Below are 15,390 nucleotides of genomic sequence, written 5' to 3'. Positions count from 1 at the left end.
ATAAAACAAAGAATTCAATGTGTTTTTTATAGTAAATTATTAAGATGGAAAAGATGATTTCACAAACGACGAAGGGAATTAAAATATCTGTAAATACTGAGTATGAAGGCAATTTTTTTAAATCAAAAAAAATATGTTATGCCTTTTCATATAAAATAACCATTGAAAATAATTCTACGGATTACATCCAAGTGAAAGGGAGGTTATGGGAGATATACGATGCTCTGAATAGTGTACAGATTGTAAAAGGTGAAGGAGTTGTTGGTGAACAACCAATTATAGAACCAGGTATGAAATATTCCTATAGTAGTGGATGTATTCTAAACTCTTCTATGGGGGCTATGCAAGGATTTTACGAAGTATTAAACTTAAGTAATAATACTTATTTTAATGTAGAAATCCCAAACTTTAAGCTAGTAGCGCCTTTTGTACTGAATTAAAAATAGATTGATGACATTCTTATAGAGTGTTATTATAATAACAAATATATTCTTTAAACCATCTTTATGTAATAGCATAGAGGTGGTTTTTTTATAAGTTAATAGAAGTAATATAAAGTGGTGATATTTAGTTGGTTTTCATCTTACTATAATTGGAACTTCAGTTTAATTTTAATAAACATATATTTGTGTATAATGGTATTCTTTTAACGTGATATCGCTATACATGAATAGACTAAAATGAAAATAGGTATTGAATTTTTAAAACGAATACACGAGTTTTGATTACGATTGCTATTTATGAATGAGAGAATAGCCTTTTGCTTGCACTTCTTAGGGGATTACTAGGAGATTTCCTGGACTTTTCTTGCCCAGAAGGTGTATTTCTCGAAGAAAGGTGCAAGAAACCCTCAAGCAATCCCCTACCAATTTAGTACAAAACCAGTGTTAGTAAATCAATACATACTGAATTGAAATAGATTTACTCTCTACTTGTAATTTTTTCTAAAGAATATTAATTGGTTGTGATTCATTTACATAAAAATATTTTGTTTTATTTCTTATGTAGTTATATTAATTAATTATTAATCAGACTCAGGTTTGTATTCAGTGTAAAGTATAACAGATAGTTAGAAGAAAGCAGTGTAATAAAAAGACTATTGATAGTCAATGTTTTGAAATCGTTAAGCAGATGTTTTTACGATTTTAGAGAAAAGTGGTTTCAATTTTTTTCGTTATATTTGTACTTATTCATTTAGAAACTACATAAATAATACGCGTAATATGTCAAAAGGATTCTATCAAGTTCCAACTGCGTTCAATGAGCCAGTTAAGTCTTATGCACCAGGAACAAAAGAAAGAGAATTGACTTTGAACTCGTTCAAAGAGCAATACAACACAACAGTTGATATTCCATTATACATTGGTGGAGAAGAAATCAGAACAGGAAATACAAAAGATTTATTCCCTCCATTTGATCACAAACATAAATTAGGTGTTTACCACGAGGCTGATAAAGCGTTAGTAGAGAAAGCTATCGCTACTGCTTTAGAAGCTAGAAAAAAATGGGCTGCAATGCCATGGGAACACAGAGCATCTATCTTCTTAAAAGCTGCTGAATTATTAGCTGGTCCTTACCGTGCTAAGATTAATGCTGCTACGATGATCGCTCAAGCAAAAACATTACACCAAGCTGAGATCGACTCTGCATGTGAGTTCATCGACTTCTTACGTTTCAACGTAGAGTATATGACTCAAATCTATTCTGAGCAACCAGCTTCTGTAGACGGAGTATGGAACAGATTAGAGCACCGTCCATTAGAAGGATTTATCTATGCGATCACTCCTTTTAACTTTACAGCTATCTCTGGTAACTTACCTTCTGCTCCTGCTATGATGGGGAATGTAGTGGTATGGAAACCAGCTGCTACTCAGATCTACTCTGCAAGAGTAATCGTAGAGGTGTTTAAAGCTGCAGGTTTACCTGACGGTGTTATCAACGTAGTATATGGTAACTCTGGAATGATCACGGATACGTTATTAGCTAGTCCTGACTTCGCTGGTATCCACTTCACAGGATCTACAGGAGTATTTAACAGTATGTGGGCTCAAATCGGTCAAAACATCGATAAATACAAAACTTACCCACGTATCGTAGGTGAGACAGGAGGAAAAGACTTCGTTGTAGCTCATCCATCAGCTTGTCCTAAAGAGGTAGCAGTAGCTCTTACAAGAGGTGCTTTTGAATACCAAGGACAAAAATGTTCTGCAGCTTCTAGAGCTTACATTCCAGCTTCATTATGGAATCAAGTGAAAGAATATATGACTGCTGATTTAGCTACTATCAAAATGGGTTCTCCAGAAGATCCAAGTAACTATGTGTCATCTGTGATTACAGAAGCTTCGTTTGACAAATTAGCGAAAGCTATTGATCAAGCAAAAGCTGATGCTGATGCAGAAGTAATCTTAGGAGGTAAGTATGATAAGTCTATTGGTTACTTTATTGAACCAACAGTTATCTTAACTACTAATCCTAAGTATGCAACGATGGAAACTGAGTTATTCGGTCCTGTATTAACTATCTATGTATACGAAGATGCTAAATGGTCTGAAACATTAAAATTAGTGGATGAGACTTCTATCTATGCATTAACAGGGGCTATCTTCTCTGGATGTCGTTACGCTATCGTAGAGGCTACAGAAGCATTAGTAAACTGTGCTGGTAACTTCTATATCAATGACAAACCAACAGGTGCTGTAGTAGGACAACAACCATTCGGTGGTGCTAGAGCTTCTGGTACTAACGATAAAGCGGGTTCTATCCTTAACTTACTTCGTTGGGTATCACCAAGAACGATTAAAGAAACTTTCGTTCCTGCAACTGATTATAAATATCCTTTCTTAGGATAATCAAATTATAATAAAAAGGCGGTTGCAAAAGAGTTAACCGCCTTTTTTAATTAACACTAGAATACAATTCAGTGCTTTTTATTGGGAATGTATAACCGATGATGAATGACATGATAAGAGTTGTTCAGGATATACTACTAAGTAAGAATACACTATCTATTTTGCTTTTATCTTTTTTCGAATGCAGAAAAAAGTCCCTTTTTATTAGGATCGTTTTTAAGAGAACACTATTTACCAATAACACTTATAAAACGACTGAGTAAAAACTATTATCTTTTTGCTTTTATTATTTTTCGATTACTGAAAAATGATCCTTTTTTATCTTTAAAGTACTGGGTTATAATTATTAATTTAAATAGTATAACTCATGTTTAAAAAATTACTTGATAACAAAAATTTGGTGATTAACCCACCAGTTTTTATTACCTCAATATTATTAATAGTAGCTTTAATCTTAACCTGTGTCCTTTTTCCTGAAAAGGTAGGGGTGTGGTTTCCTGCTGCCCAATTAGCGGTAACTTCTAACTTCGGTTGGTTCTTTGTTGTGACAGTGAATGTTATTTTAATATTTGCTATTTATCTAGCTTTTAGTAAGTTCGGTAAGATACGGCTAGGAGGGGATGATGCAGAACCAGAGTTTACCAAGGCATCTTGGTTTGCCATGCTGTTTAGTACAGGTATGGGAATTGGTATTATGTTCTTTAGTATTGCCGAGCCTGTATCTCATTTCTTTAATACTCCTAGACCAGTAGATACTGATATAGAAGCGGCTGTACAAGCGATGCAATTTACGAGTTTGCACTGGGGATTACACGCTTGGGGTATTTATGCGATGGTTGGTTTGGCCTTGGCTTTTTTTGCTTTTAACCGAAAATTGCCAATGACATTTAGATCTCTTTTTTATCCATTCTGGGGAGAGAGAATACATGGATGGTGGGGACACATAATAGATATATTATCTGCATTAGCCACAGTATTTGGGTTATCTACATCTTTAGGATTAGGAGTAATACAGATTACAGCAGGTTTAGAATACTTATATGGATGGGAGATCAGCCCTATGATGCAAGCTGGGATTATTCTATTTGTGATTGGTATCGCTACTATTTCTGTTTTTTCAGGATTAGATAAAGGGGTTAAAATACTTAGTAACGCTAATATGTATATAGCAGCCAGTTTTATGTTGCTAATTTTTATTCTAGGGCCGACTCTATTTATCATGAAAGGCTATGTAGAAAATACAGGAGCATACTTAGCTAATTTTATAGATATAAGTACATGGAATGATACCTACTTAGGCTCTGGATGGCAGAATGTATGGACTATATTCTATTGGGCTTGGTGGATAGCATGGTCACCTTTTGTAGGAAGTTTTATTGCTCGTATTTCTAAAGGACGTACAGTGAAAGAGTTTGTATTAGGGGTGTTGATTGTACCAGGGTTGATTACCTTATTATGGATGAATGTATTTGGAGGTAGTGCATTACACACTATTCTATCAGGTGATGTAACGATGATAGCGGCGGTTAAAGCTGATGTATCTACTGCATTATTTGTATTCTTAGAGAACTTCCCTTTTACTAAGTTCCTTTCTATTGTAGCGATTATTTTGATTTTCTCTTTCTTTATTACCTCTTCTGATTCAGGTTCGTTAGTTGTGGATAATATTACCTCAGGTAGTAATGGAGAGTCTCCTGTATGGCAGAGAGTGTTTTGGTCTTTTGCACAAGGGATCATTGCTATCGTATTATTATGGGGAGGAGGCCTTGATGCCTTACAGACAGCAGTTATTATTACAGGATTGCCTTTTGCAGTGATACTTCTAGTGATGTGTTATAGTCTACAAAAAGGGTTAAAAGAAGAGTTAGCTAAATCGTCTAAGAAGGCTAAGTCAAAAGAAGAAAAGAGCTATAAAGAGATTATAGCAGAACTATTAGATGAACCTCAAAGCAAATAAGGATGGATAAAAATAAAAAATTAGATATAATTGTTGGTTTAGACTTGTCTACAATGGATCAATATCTATTGCAGTATATGCAAGTACTTGACCAAATCTTAGATATAAATAGAGTAACCTATGTACACAATCTTAAAGTAGGTGAGTTACCTAAAGAATTGCTTAAACCAGAAAGTATTGTCGTTATTAAGGAGAAGATTAAGAATAAGCTTACGCAGTATTTCACAGAAGCAGGAGTGAGTTATGATTTTGAGATTTTAGTTACTGTAGAAAGTTATACAGAGATTGCTTTTATGAACATTGCTAAGAAGTCTTCTTATGATCTGATGGTTTTAGGTAATAAACAAGAGCTAGAAGGTACCGGGGCACTAGCTGATAAGCTGGTACGTATATTCCCTTCAGCACTATTATTAGTGCCAGATACTTTTAAAGTGCCTATCACTACAGTGATTGATGCGATAGACTTCTCTCGATATACTAATGATATTATGATGTGGGCAGATCGTTTTAAAAACAACTCGAAAGGGCAAAAGATAGAGCATTCTGCGGTACATATTTCTAAGTCTTATATGGGATTCTACCCAACGATGACAAATAGAGAATTAGAGAAGGTAACGAAGGATGATATCAAAGAAAAACAGGAGAAATGGAATAAGAAGTACGCTACTTATTCTGATATTGATATAGTGCCTGCGGGAGAACGCAATATCTCAGCTTCTTTGATCGCTTATGCGCGTAGTAAAAAAGCGGATATGCTGATATTAGGAGTGAAGGGTACTACAGGATTTAAAGAGATATTCTTAGGTAGTGTGGCAAACCATTTGCTACACAGAAATACGAATACTTGCTTATTATTCGTTAAGCATAGTAAATAAAAGAAGAAGGGCCGTCTATAAGACAGCCCTTTCTTTTATCCTTTATATTTTAAGGGTAAGTACACCACTTTTTTCGTTTCAAAGAATTCATCTGAGAAGATATTAGCTAGGTCAAACTGAACAGCTTTAGGGAAATCTTTAAGCTCTTCTGTTAAGTCTCCACCTTTTAGGTATAATATACCATTGTCAAACTCATGTTTGTTTTCTTTCTTCGTTTTGTGTCTAATCCACTCTACGAAGTCAGGCATATTCGTAACAGCTCTACTCACGATAAAGTCAAACTTCTCGTCTATAGTTTCGGCACGTTTTTGTTCTGCTTTAACGTTTTTTAGATCTAGGGCTTTTACTACTTCATTAACTACGCGTATCTTCTTTGCGATAATGTCGATTAGGTAAAAGTTAGTTTCTGGATATAAAATAGCTAAAGGAATACCAGGGAAACCTCCACCAGTACCTACATCCAGTATGTTAGCTCCAGGTAGGAACTCCATAACCTTAGCGATTCCTAGTGAATGTAATACATGCTTCGTATATAGCTCATGTATATCCTTACGTGAAATAACGTTAATTTTAGCATTCCAATCCGTATATACTTCTTCCAATTTCTCAAATTGAGCAATCTGTTCAGGAGTTAAATTAGGGAAATATTTTAAGATTTCTTCCATGTCGTAAATTTTGACAAAAGTAGGCTTTTTATCGTGAATAAATAAAAGATAACACAGATTAATAGAGATATAATAATTACCTTTGGGATTAAGTTTCATTAAAATCACAACAAGATGAGCAACCAATTTCTATCTAATAGAATAAACAATTTGACTACTTCACAGACATTAGCAATGGCTGCGAAAGCAAGAGAGTTAAAAGAACAAGGCGTAGACGTAATTAGTTTGAGTCTAGGTGAGCCAGATTTTAATGCTCCTGAGTTTATCAAAGAAGCTGCTATTCAGGCTGTAAAAGATAATTATAGTAAATATCCACCGGTAGAAGGATATAAAGAACTAAGAGAGGCAATAAGCAATAAGTTTAAGAGAGATAATAATTTAAATTATTCACCAAGTCAGATCGTTGTATCTACTGGTGCTAAACAGTCATTATACAATGTAGCTCATGTCATGATTAATCCTGGTGATGAGGTAGTAATTCCTGCTCCATATTGGGTGAGTTATGCAGAGATTGTTAAGATGGCTGAAGGTACTCCTGTAGAAGTGTCTACAAGTATAGAGAGTGATTTTAAAATTACTCCTGAACAACTAGAAGCTGCTATCACTCCTAAGACGAAGATGATATGGTTCTGCTCACCATGTAATCCTAGTGGTTCTGTGTATAGCAAAGAAGAATTCGAAGCTATAGCTAAAGTATTAGAGAAATATCCAAATATCTTTATCTTGTCAGATGAGATATATGAACATATCAACTTTACTGGAAATTACTGTAGTATCGGAACTATCGGTAATTTAATTGACCGAACTATTACTGTAAATGGTATTGCTAAGGCATTCGCTATGACGGGATACCGTATCGGATATATCGGTGCTCCTGAGTTTATCGCTAAGGCGTGTACTAAGATGCAAGGACAAGTAACTTCTGGTGCTAATAGTATTGCACAACGTGCTACTATAACTGCTGTAGAAGCTGACCCTAGTGTATTAAAAGATATGGTTGCAGCATTCAAGAATAGAAGAGATTTAGTAGTAGGATTATTAAAAGAGATTCCAGGAGTTAAGATTAATGTACCAGAAGGAGCATTCTATGTGTTCCCTGATGTATCTTCTTTCTTCGGAAAGACACTTCAAGGTGTAAAGATTAATAATGCAGATGATTTATCTATGTATCTGTTAGAGAAAGCACACGTAGCTACTGTAACAGGTGTGGCATTTGGTAATCCAGACTGTATACGAATGTCGTATGCAACTAGTGAAGATCAATTAATCGAAGCATTCAAAAGAATTAAAGAAGCATTAGCATAAGTTATAATAGTTAAAAAAGCCTTAGAAATAAGGCTTTTTTAGTTATCATGAACATTATTCCTTATTTTTATACTTTATAAAAGTTCATCATCGTGGATATATTATTACAGAGTTTTGCAAAACATGTTTCTTTAACTAAAGAGGAGCAACAAATTGTTTTAGAGTCGTTTACAGTTACTCGCTATCCAGCTAAAACAAAGTTGTTAAGTGCAGGAGAGGTATGTGTTAATTCTTTTTTTGTAGTTTCAGGTATTGTACGTAACTATTGTCTAGATGATCAAGCAGTAGAACACACTGTTAGCTTTGCAGCTTCAGGATGGTGGATAGCTGATATGTATAGTTATTTATCTCAAAAACCTGGCAACTCTTATCTAGAAGTAGTAGAAGATGCGATAGTAATGAGTTTGAGTAGAGATCATCAGTTAGCTCTATTTGATAGAGTTCCTAAGATAGAACGTTATTTTAGAGTCTTAATAGAGAGATCGCTAGTAGCTACACAACAACGACTGATGGATAACTTATCTCTACCTGCAGAAGAGCGTTACACACGCTTTTTAGAGCGTTTCCCTGAGATAAAGTATTGTCTACCACAGAAGCAAATTGCTTCTTATCTAGGGGTTACTCCTGAGTTTTTTAGTAAAATGAAGAAAAAGATGCTTACAGGAAAGTAAATGTCTATTGATATAAAATAGAAAAGCCACTCGATGAGTGGCTTTTTTGTATATTATACTAGAGAGTGTCTAGTCATCTCCTCTGGTTGAGGTATACCTATTAGTTTTAGAATAGTAGGAGCTAAGTCTCCTAATACACCATCTTTTACTTCTTTGATATCATTGTCTACGATAATGATTGGCACAGGATTAGTAGTATGTGCTGTGTTAGGAGTACCATCAGGGTTAATCATTACCTCACAGTTACCATGATCTGCTAATACAATAGTTGTGTATCCATTATCAAGAGCAGTTGTGATTACTTCATTTACACATTGGTCAACTGCTTCACATGCCTTGATAGCAGCTTCCATCACACCTGTGTGTCCTACCATATCTCCGTTAGCAAAGTTTAGACATACGAAGTCTGCTTCACCTTTTTTAAGCTCGGGAATAAGTGCATCTTTAAGGTCATAAGCACTCATCTCAGGTTTAAGGTCATAAGTAGCTACTTTAGGAGAAGGACATAAGATACGCTGTTCTCCATCGAATGGAAGTTCTCTACCACCAGAGAAGAAGAAAGTCACGTGTGGGTATTTTTCTGTCTCAGCAATACGTATTTGTTTTTTGCCATGTTTTTCTAAAACTTCACCCAATGTATTGTGTAAGTTCTCTTTATCATATACTACATGTACATTTTTATAAGTATCATCGTAGTTCGTAAGCGTTACAAAGTACAAGTCAAGTTTCTTCATGTCATGATCTGAATGATCTTCTTGAGATAATACACGAGTTAATTCTCTTCCTCTATCCGTTCTAAAGTTAAAGAAGATCACTACATCGTCATTTTCAATCTTTCCTATAGGCTGATTGTTTTCATCAACCATTACGATAGGTTCAATAAACTCATCAGTCACATTATTTAAATAACTTGCTTCAATGCTTTTTACTGCATCAGTAGAGTGAATACCTGTACCATTTACTAACAGATGGTAAGCCTTTGCTACTCTTTCCCAGCGTTGGTCTCTATCCATTGCGTAGTATCTTCCAATTACAGAAGCTAGTTTAGCATTAGATAGGCTCAGTTTATCTTCTAATTGTTGTACGTGTTTTGCACCAGATTTAGGATCTACATCTCGTCCATCTGTAAAGGCATGAACACGGATGTCCGTTACTCCTGCTGCAGATGCTGCATCTACTAGACCATATAAATGTTGCTCGTGAGAGTGTACACCACCATCAGATAGTAGTCCTAAGAAGTGTACTTTTTTATTATTTGTCTTAGCGTATTCGAATGCTGCTTGTAATGCAGGTTCTTTAGCAATAGTCTGATCTTCTACTGCCATATTTATTTTTACAAGGTCTTGATAGACGATTCTACCAGCACCAAGATTCATGTGGCCTACTTCAGAGTTACCCATTTGACCTTTTGGAAGACCTACATTTAGTCCATCCGTAAGAACAAAAGTGTTTGGATATTTAGTATATAGACTGTCTATAAATGGTGTATTTGCGTGCTCGATAGCCGATACATTAGGATCTTGAGTCTGTCCCCAGCCATCTAGAATCATTAATATTACTTTTTTATTCATAATAGTGAAACTTTAAATATTATTAGTTGTGTTATACAAATTTACGCATACTTATTCAAAAAAGGTCATGTTTGATTCTTGAAATAATGGGGTATAATACTTTTATTAGTAAAAATTCCTTTGGTCGTATAATATTTTTTTTAAATTTACGTTTCTAAAATTAGAATTAAAGACTATAAATGAGAAGGTTATATGAAACAAAAGAATTTTTATTGGTTATTTGCCTCAATGGCATTTTTTGGGAATGTAGTAGGAAGTAATACTTTACCAACGTCGAATGATTATACAAATGTTATTGAAAAAGCTGTTGATAATACAGTAGATTCTGAAGAATATAGTTTTGAAAGTACGGCTAAGAGTTTGTATTCTAGTTTAGAGTTAAATCATTATAATGCTCCTGCTAGAGCGGTGTATACTGCAGCGCTGAAAGGATATTATAAGATGTTAGAGGCTGGTAAGATTAAGAACGAAAAGTTAACCATAGTTGACTTTAGTTTATCATCAGCTAAGCCTCGTCTATGGGTTATTGATATGAAAGAGAATGCTGTTTTACTACAATCATTAGTAGCACATGGCAAGAAGACTGGAGAAGAATACGCTACTACGTTTTCTAATCGTGTTAATTCTCATATGAGTAGTTTAGGATTTTATACAACAGGAGAGACGTATAATGGAAGAAATGGATTCTCTCTTAGACTAGATGGATTAGAGGCAGGTATTAATGATAAAGCTAGAGAAAGAGCGATTGTAATCCATGGAGCGGATTATGCTTCACCTGATTTAGTACGTGCTCAAGGAAAGTTGGGACGTAGTTATGGTTGCCCAGCTGTGCCTGTTGAAGTTAATGATGATTTAATCGAAATGATTAAAGATAAATCTCTATTGTTTATTTATTATCCGAGTAATCAGTATGAGTTAAAGTCAAAATTTGTTTAAGACCTTTTATATAAAGAAAAACACCCATTAAGATTTCACTCTTAATGGGTGTTTTTTTGTTATTGTAGTTTAGTGTATAAATCGTTATCAAATTTATAGACATCTCTAAATTGAGTTATTTTACCATCGTTAGCTACTTGGATAGTCCAGTATAGTTGGTGGATGTGTACAGCCTCTTTACTAGTTGTAATATTTTTAGTGTTTTGAGAATCAAGAATCTTTTTTATTTCTTCTTGAGAGATTTCATTTTGCTGTATATCAAATACAAACTGTGCTAAGTCAAAAGGATCTTCTACACGTATACATCCAGAACTTAAACTTCTTTGTGTTCTGCTAAAATTTGCTTTATTAGGAGTATCGTGTAAGTACACTGCATGATTGTTGTCAAACATAAACTTAATACGGCCTAATGTGTTTCCTACACCAGCTTTCTGTACATATCTGTATGAAGATGCCTTACTAGAATCCCAATCCTCTGGAGCTACAACTTTTCCTGTACTTTTATCGTAGATTGTAAATCTAGCATTAGAGAAGTAACTTAAGTTAGCACTAGCTTTAGGTGTTAAGTCATTTTTTAGAATAGTAGGAGGAACTGTCCATGTTGGATTAATCACAATTGTCTTTAGAACAGAACTTAGGATAGGAGTTTTACGACCTGTCGTACCTACGATTACCTTGTGTTGTTTTATTGTATCACCTGACTTTACGGCAACTAGACTATAATCAGCGATATTGATTAAAATATAGTTATCACCTAAGTCTCTAGGGAACCATCTCCATCTTTCTAGATTGACTATTAGTTTTTCTTTTATAGTAGCTTCTTCTTTTAAGATTGCTTCTATCGTTTTTTTATCTGCAATACCGTTCTCTACTAGTTTACTGTTTTTCTGAATTTGTTTTAAAGCAGTTATGACTCCCTCATTATTGATAAAATCTTTTGATAGGCTATCAGGATAGTAGTTTAAAAAATCTAAATGCTTCTTTATATTTACTAATTCTGGTACTGTGTCATTTAGCTTATACTTAGCTGTGACAGCTTTGATTGTATCTTGATTCAGTTTATATAAGCTTGCTAATTTGTTTTTAAGATTAGCATATATTTTATGAGGTGATCTTAAACTATCAAACGTAGTTTGTATTGTTCCTCTACTTAAAGCGAGTTGCATGGTAGCAGCTGTATTCAGATCTTTTGGAAACATATCCCAGTCATTGTATAATCTTCTAGGATTCTGTACTCCGTTATACAAGTCTTTACTAGCATTAAAAAATGCTTTAGTAAACAGAAAGTCTGCTTGTATTTTATCTAAGTCTGATAGATTCTTATACTCTTTGTGTAATTGATGAACTTTTTCAGTATTGTACTTTGAGTTATTGATTCCATCTAAGTACGCTTCGTCAAGTACTTTTAAGAGTTGCTCTCTATTACTTGTTCTTCCCCAACCGATTTGGTATAGGTTTTCTACATAGAACTTTTGAATGTCCTTTGGAAGATTGACTATCGATGCACTATCGATGTGTATCTTTATTTGATCCTCAATAGGGTCTACCTTGATGGTATCATTGAGAATCAAAGTTCCTGCCATAGTATCTGCCTTTTTACAAGAGGTAAGGACGAGTATACTCAAAAAACTGAAGATTAAATTTTTCATTTTTTTATATATTATACTGCGAATTTAATATAATATAGTGAATAATTTGTTGTTTATTCTTAAAATGTTCTAGAAACCGCGTTGTAGAGTACTGTAGGCCGGACTAGCTGTTATTTTAAAAGTGGACTAGCATCTATGAGTGGAATAAGAATAGTTTTGCATAAATAAACTATCTGGAATGAAGAATAATTATGTCATTTTAACCTTGTTAAGTACTTTTCTTACTGTACAAGCGCAAGGACAAACTAAGACAGAGAATCCCCTTGAAGATAAAATAGAAGAAATAGTAATCTATAATCAGCGATTACAATTGCCAAGTTCGCTGAAGAATAGAAATATTACATTTATTAATCAAGAACAGATAAAACAATTGCCTGTATCGTCTATTAATGAATTATTAACTTATGCTACTGGTGTTGATATTCGTCAAAGAGGCCCATTTGGAACACAATCTGACTTTAGTATTGACGGAGGAAGCTTTGAGCAGAATGTATTGTTGCTTAATGGACAAAAGATTTCGGATCCACAGACAGGACATAATAGTCTTAACGTGCCAATTCCACTAGAGGCGATTGAACGCATAGAGATAGTACGTGGACCTTCTGCTCGTCTATATGGTGTGAACAGTCTGACTGGGGTAGTAAATATCGTAACAAAGAACCCTAAGAAAGACGGTCTTTTTGCTAATGCATATATCGGAAGTAGTTTTAAGAAAGATAAAGAGGGCGATCATGGAGAGTTGTTTAATAATCGTGGTATTCAATTAGGAGGTACGCTTGTACGCAAAAAAGACAATCATATGTTATTCGGTAGCCATGATTCAGGTAATGGTACCCGCTATAACACTGCTTTTCACAATAATAAAATCTTTTATCAAGGGAACTACACGCCTAATGAGAATAATGCTATTATGGTACTAGCAGGTCATGCTAGAAGTTCTTTTGGAGCAAATGGATTCTACGCAGCTCCTGGAGATAAAGAATCAAAAGAAGTAGTATCTACATCAATGATAAATCTGAGTTCACGTCATTATTTAAGTGATCGTTTTACATTAATGCCTAGTGTAGCTTACAGATATAACTTTGATGATTATCGTTACTTCAGGCATGAATTAAGTAAGGCACGTAGCCGTCATTACTCACATGCGATTACTAGTAATATTAGAGGAGAGTACTTAGCAGATTTTGGTAAGATATCTTTTGGAGGAGAGATGAGGTATGAAGAGATTAACTCTACTAATATCGGAGATCACAGCAAGAGTAACTACGGGTTGTACGCTGAGATACAGCGTGAGTTCTTTGATCGACTAGATGTAAATCTAGGGGCTTATGTTAATTATAATACGAAGTATGGATGGGAAGTTTTCCCAGGGATAGACGCTAGTTATACTTTTAACGAACATTGGAAAGCCATGTTTAATGCAGGTACAGCAAGTAGAATACCTTCTTTTACAGATTTATATTTAGATCAGCGCCCTGGTAATATTGGTAATCCAGACCTCTTACCTGAAAAAGCCTATCAGATAGAATTAGGAGGGAAGTATGTCAATAAAGGATTTAGAGCAGAGGCTTTTGCTTTTTATAGAGATATTGATGACTTTATCGATTGGATAAGAGTTGATACAACAGTGCCATATCAACCATATAATGCTTCTAAGAATAAGACTAAAGGATTTAATACAGCATTAAAGTATAGACTAGGATCAGAGAAGTCTTATTGGGATCTAGGATTATCATATACTTATTTATCTCCTAAAGTAGAGAATAAAGGAGAAGATAAGATCTCTAAGTATGCGATAGAGAGTTTAAAGCACCAGTTAGTAGGAACAGTGAATTATACTTACAATAACCTTAGTGCTACACTGGCTAATCGCTTTAATGAGCGTATCAGTTATAAGAATTATTGGATTACAGACATAAGAGTTAACTATAATCTAAAGAAATATAGCATCTATTTAGATGCTCAGAATATATTTGATACTACTTATATAGAGGCAGGTGCAGTACCTATGCCTGGTAGATGGTTTATGTTAGGAGTGAAGTTTAATGGACTTTAGTATATAAATTGGTTAGTTAGAGTTTTCAGAAGACTACATATTATTTTGATTATCGTGGGGGTAGTTTCAATAGTATGGATCAATTATTACAAATACTTAGAATACGCTTTTTTGCTATGAAATTCTAGTATACAAAAACGGTAAGCCTTGTACAGCTTACCGTTTTTTATTTTAATAAGATACCTTAGTTCCTTTTTTATCAATAGTAAAAGATTGAAACTTTAATTCTACTTGTGCTTGCCCATCTTCGAAGTTACTAGCGTAGTCGTATTGAAATGGGATCACGACTCTTCCTTTATGATCGATATAACCAAACAACTGATCTTTAGAGGCTAATGCTAATCCATCAGAGTAGCTTCCTACATAATCATATTGGGCAGAAATAACCTTTTTGCCTTCTGTGTTGAAGAATCCCCATTTACCACCTTCTAAGAAAGCTATTTTGTACTCACTACTTGTCTGTAGCTCTTCATAAGCAAAAGGAATAATCACTTCTCCTTTATCATTTATAGCGCCTTGGAAGTTGTCCATAGACACGATAGATATTCCTTCTATAAAAGATTCTATCTGATAGAAAAGAGGCTCAATGAAGATTTCATTCTTATTGGTTTTGATTCCGAACAATTCTAACTTCTTATCTTGATACCATCTTAAGTTGTTTTGAAACTTAAAGTCTGGATCATTTTTTAAGTCAAGATAGACGGTGTCTAGTTTTACACTTTCCTCTAACTGTACATTGATGTGTGAGTAGGTACTTTTATAAGCCCAACTAGATGTGCAACTCAGTCCTAATAAGAGACTTATTGCTAAGATTTGTTTCATTCTAATAGAAGATTAACATACTGTAATTCCTCTG

General features: G+C 34.3%; 12 protein-coding genes. 8 read left to right on the top strand and 4 right to left on the bottom strand.

Annotated features, from left to right (window positions below; translation table 11 throughout):
* The first annotated feature begins 44 nt into the window (after positions 1 to 44).
* The 4 genes from apaG to AABL85_RS13130 all read left to right on the top strand — a co-directional run bounded on the left by apaG (position 45) and on the right by AABL85_RS13130 (position 5,681).
* Entirely contained in the window at positions 45 to 440 is a 396-nt protein-coding gene (gene apaG / locus AABL85_RS13145; RefSeq protein ID WP_286413386.1) for a Co2+/Mg2+ efflux protein ApaG, read from the top strand.
* A 783-nt stretch (positions 441 to 1,223) separates the two neighbouring features.
* Positions 1,224 to 2,849, top strand: coding sequence for an L-glutamate gamma-semialdehyde dehydrogenase (pruA, locus tag AABL85_RS13140; RefSeq protein ID WP_006266256.1), 1,626 nt, complete (start codon positions 1,224 to 1,226; stop codon positions 2,847 to 2,849).
* Positions 2,850 to 3,216: 367 nt separating this feature from the next.
* On the top strand, positions 3,217 to 4,806 hold the full coding sequence (locus AABL85_RS13135) for a BCCT family transporter (protein WP_286413388.1): 1,590 nt from the start codon (positions 3,217 to 3,219) through the stop codon (positions 4,804 to 4,806).
* A 2-nt stretch (positions 4,807 to 4,808) separates the two neighbouring features.
* Positions 4,809 to 5,681, top strand: coding sequence for a universal stress protein (locus AABL85_RS13130; RefSeq protein WP_286413389.1), 873 nt, complete (start codon positions 4,809 to 4,811; stop codon positions 5,679 to 5,681).
* A 35-nt stretch (positions 5,682 to 5,716) separates the two neighbouring features.
* Here the strand turns inward: AABL85_RS13130 and rsmG are convergent, their stop codons facing one another.
* The gene (gene rsmG / locus AABL85_RS13125) at positions 5,717 to 6,346 is read right to left on the bottom strand and encodes a 16S rRNA (guanine(527)-N(7))-methyltransferase RsmG (RefSeq protein ID WP_286413390.1); all 630 of its coding nucleotides are present in this window, start codon (positions 6,344 to 6,346) and stop codon (positions 5,717 to 5,719) included.
* A 114-nt stretch (positions 6,347 to 6,460) separates the two neighbouring features.
* Here rsmG and AABL85_RS13120 point away from each other — a divergent pair, with 114 nt between their 5' ends.
* Both AABL85_RS13120 and AABL85_RS13115 read left to right on the top strand, forming a co-directional pair.
* Positions 6,461 to 7,651 (top strand): pyridoxal phosphate-dependent aminotransferase, encoded by a 1,191-nt coding sequence (locus AABL85_RS13120; RefSeq protein WP_286437243.1) that lies wholly within the window; start codon positions 6,461 to 6,463, stop codon positions 7,649 to 7,651.
* 92 nt (positions 7,652 to 7,743) lie between these two features.
* The gene (locus AABL85_RS13115) at positions 7,744 to 8,322 is read left to right on the top strand and encodes a Crp/Fnr family transcriptional regulator (protein ID WP_286437244.1); all 579 of its coding nucleotides are present in this window, start codon (positions 7,744 to 7,746) and stop codon (positions 8,320 to 8,322) included.
* Between the two features lie 53 nt (positions 8,323 to 8,375).
* Here AABL85_RS13115 and gpmI read toward each other — a convergent pair whose 3' ends face one another.
* Complete coding sequence (gene gpmI, locus AABL85_RS13110; RefSeq protein ID WP_341310415.1) at positions 8,376 to 9,893, bottom strand: 2,3-bisphosphoglycerate-independent phosphoglycerate mutase; 1,518 nt, start codon at positions 9,891 to 9,893, stop codon at positions 8,376 to 8,378.
* A 192-nt stretch (positions 9,894 to 10,085) separates the two neighbouring features.
* On the opposite strand from gpmI, the gene AABL85_RS13105 reads away from it, so the two are divergent.
* A complete protein-coding gene (locus AABL85_RS13105) occupies positions 10,086 to 10,829 on the top strand; it encodes a murein L,D-transpeptidase catalytic domain family protein (protein ID WP_286413394.1) in 744 nt (247 codons plus the stop codon).
* Between the two features lie 59 nt (positions 10,830 to 10,888).
* Here AABL85_RS13105 and AABL85_RS13100 read toward each other — a convergent pair whose 3' ends face one another.
* Positions 10,889 to 12,478, bottom strand: a complete 1,590-nt coding sequence (locus AABL85_RS13100) for a L,D-transpeptidase family protein (RefSeq protein ID WP_341310414.1) — start codon at positions 12,476 to 12,478, stop codon at positions 10,889 to 10,891.
* A 178-nt stretch (positions 12,479 to 12,656) separates the two neighbouring features.
* Between AABL85_RS13100 and AABL85_RS13095 the strand changes: the two genes are divergently transcribed.
* Positions 12,657 to 14,534 (top strand): TonB-dependent receptor, encoded by a 1,878-nt coding sequence (locus AABL85_RS13095; protein WP_341310413.1) that lies wholly within the window; start codon positions 12,657 to 12,659, stop codon positions 14,532 to 14,534.
* A gap of 171 nt (positions 14,535 to 14,705) precedes the next feature.
* On the opposite strand, the gene AABL85_RS13090 is transcribed toward AABL85_RS13095, so the two are convergent.
* Positions 14,706 to 15,356 carry a WG repeat-containing protein gene (locus AABL85_RS13090; RefSeq protein WP_286413397.1) on the bottom strand — a complete coding sequence of 217 codons (651 nt, stop codon included), beginning with the start codon at positions 15,354 to 15,356 and terminating at the stop codon, positions 14,706 to 14,708.
* Positions 15,357 to 15,390: the final 34 nt, after the last annotated feature.

The organism is Myroides odoratimimus (genome assembly GCF_038039805.1).
GTDB classification, from domain to species: domain Bacteria; phylum Bacteroidota; class Bacteroidia; order Flavobacteriales; family Flavobacteriaceae; genus Flavobacterium; species Flavobacterium odoratimimum_B.
This window is presented reverse-complemented; position numbering and strand designations above follow the sequence as displayed.

Coding starts and splice junctions, on each gene's coding strand:
- rsmG (WP_286413390.1), bottom strand. CDS start 6,346: ATGGAAGAAATCTTAAAATATTTCCCTAATTTAACTCCTGAACAGATT.
- AABL85_RS13130 (WP_286413389.1), top strand. CDS start 4,809: ATGGATAAAAATAAAAAATTAGATATAATTGTTGGTTTAGACTTGTCT.
- gpmI (WP_341310415.1), bottom strand. CDS start 9,893: ATGAATAAAAAAGTAATATTAATGATTCTAGATGGCTGGGGACAGACT.
- AABL85_RS13120 (WP_286437243.1), top strand. CDS start 6,461: ATGAGCAACCAATTTCTATCTAATAGAATAAACAATTTGACTACTTCA.
- AABL85_RS13095 (WP_341310413.1), top strand. CDS start 12,657: ATGAAGAATAATTATGTCATTTTAACCTTGTTAAGTACTTTTCTTACT.
- AABL85_RS13090 (WP_286413397.1), bottom strand. CDS start 15,356: ATGAAACAAATCTTAGCAATAAGTCTCTTATTAGGACTGAGTTGCACA.
- AABL85_RS13100 (WP_341310414.1), bottom strand. CDS start 12,478: ATGAAAAATTTAATCTTCAGTTTTTTGAGTATACTCGTCCTTACCTCT.
- AABL85_RS13135 (WP_286413388.1), top strand. CDS start 3,217: ATGTTTAAAAAATTACTTGATAACAAAAATTTGGTGATTAACCCACCA.
- pruA (WP_006266256.1), top strand. CDS start 1,224: ATGTCAAAAGGATTCTATCAAGTTCCAACTGCGTTCAATGAGCCAGTT.
- apaG (WP_286413386.1), top strand. CDS start 45: ATGGAAAAGATGATTTCACAAACGACGAAGGGAATTAAAATATCTGTA.
- AABL85_RS13105 (WP_286413394.1), top strand. CDS start 10,086: ATGAAACAAAAGAATTTTTATTGGTTATTTGCCTCAATGGCATTTTTT.